A 260-nucleotide genomic window follows, 5' to 3' on the forward strand; every position below is an offset into this window, starting at 1 on the left:
TTCCTTGTAACCTGCCATGCGTTTTTTCACGTCGCCGGTGAACGCATCGCGGACGGTCTTCTCACCGTCGGTAAACTCCTTGGAAACAGCCCCGTCAAGGGACGCCAGAATGGCGTCGACGTCTTTCTTGGTCGCATCGAATAAGGCCTTGACCTCGCTGGCCACCTTCGCGCGTTCTGCCTCGTCTTTCGCCTTCGCCGACCCCTTAACCGTGCCGGCTTTGCCCAGTGCGCCCTTCTTAGCCGCGAGCATACCGCCCA

Annotated in this window: 1 protein-coding gene; it reads right to left on the reverse strand. The window is 60.0% G+C overall.

What is annotated here, in order from left to right; all coding sequences use genetic code 11:
• On the reverse strand, positions 1-260 hold a 260-nt coding region (locus AC3XQU_RS24205; protein ID WP_489876667.1), incomplete at both ends, for a hypothetical protein.

The organism is Telluria sp. AZSoR62 (assembly GCF_058111565.1).